At 69.6% G+C, this 1,051-nt stretch carries 2 protein-coding genes and 1 pseudogene; all 3 read left to right on the top strand.

Going from position 1 to position 1,051, the window contains the following annotated elements; genetic code table 11:
- Positions 1-358, top strand: a 358-nt coding sequence (locus AB0I77_RS53950) for a roadblock/LC7 domain-containing protein (protein ID WP_363290394.1), incomplete at its 5' end; no start/stop codon positions are given.
- 23 nt (positions 359-381) lie between these two features.
- The gene (locus tag AB0I77_RS53945; RefSeq protein ID WP_363290393.1) at positions 382-795 is read left to right on the top strand and encodes a DUF742 domain-containing protein; all 414 of its coding nucleotides are present in this window, start codon (positions 382-384) and stop codon (positions 793-795) included.
- A 143-nt stretch (positions 796-938) separates the two neighbouring features.
- A pseudogene (locus AB0I77_RS53940) lies at positions 939-1,051 on the top strand (ATP-binding protein); the annotation flags it as partial.

Below are 1,051 nucleotides of genomic sequence, written 5' to 3'. Positions count from 1 at the left end.
GGGCGAGGTACGGCACGCCGTCGTGCTCTCCAACGACGGACTCGCGGTCGGCGCCTCGAGCGACCTCGAACGGGAGGACTCGGAGCACCTCGCCGCCGTGGCCTCGGGCTTCAACAGCCTCGCCAAGGGCGTGGGGCGGCACTTCGGCGCAGGCGGCGTACGCCAGACCATGGTGGAGATGGACGACGCCTTCCTCTTCGTGGCCGCCGCCGGAGACGGTTCGTGTCTCGCCGTTCTCAGCGCCGTGACCGCCGACATCGGCCTGGTCGCTTATGAGATGGCACGACTGGTCAAGCGTGTCGGCGAGCACCTTGGCACGCCCCCGCGTGTCGAGGCCCGGCCGCCCGCCGCCGGATGAGCCGAGAGGGGGGTCCGCCACCGATGACCCAGGACACGACGGCCGCCCGGCGGGAGCCGGGCAGCCAGTGGTACGACAACGAGGCCGGGCCACTGGTGCGCCCGTACGCCATGACGGGCGGCCGTACGAGACCCGGACCTACCGGGATCCGCTTCGACCTGATCGCGCTCGTCACGCTCATTCCCGGAGCTGAGGTCGTCGACGGCGGCACCCTGCTCGGCCCCGAGCACCGGGTGCTCCTCGACCTGTGCCGCCCCGAAACGCAGTCCGTCGCCGAACTCGCCACGGGTGCCGACCTCCCCGTGGGCGTGGTCAGGGTGCTCCTGGGCGACCTGCTGGAGACCGGCTGCGTGACGGTCAGCCGCCCTGTGCCCCCGGCCCAACTGCCCGACGAACGGATTCTGCGCGAGGTCATCGAAGGGTTGCGGGCACTTTAGATGAAGGTTCAGAACCAAACGGACGCGAGTCGATCACATCGCGCGGATTGCGGTCCGATCGCGCGCGGCGGAGCCACAGTTGTCATGGTGCCGACTTCGCACACAGACATCGATCGCGGCCGGAACTCCCGAGAGAAGTGATCATGGTCTCCGCGCACTCCGACGATACGGGCGACACGACTCCCCTGGCGCTGAAGATACTGGTCGCCGGCGGATTCGGCGTCGGCAAGACGACGTTGGTCGGCGCCGTCAGCGA

The sequence above is a fragment of the Streptomyces sp. NPDC050619 genome (assembly GCF_040654815.1).
Lineage (GTDB): Bacteria > Actinomycetota > Actinomycetes > Streptomycetales > Streptomycetaceae > Streptomyces.
The sequence above is the reverse complement of the archived record's forward strand: the minus strand, read 5'-3'. Positions and strand labels throughout refer to the sequence as shown.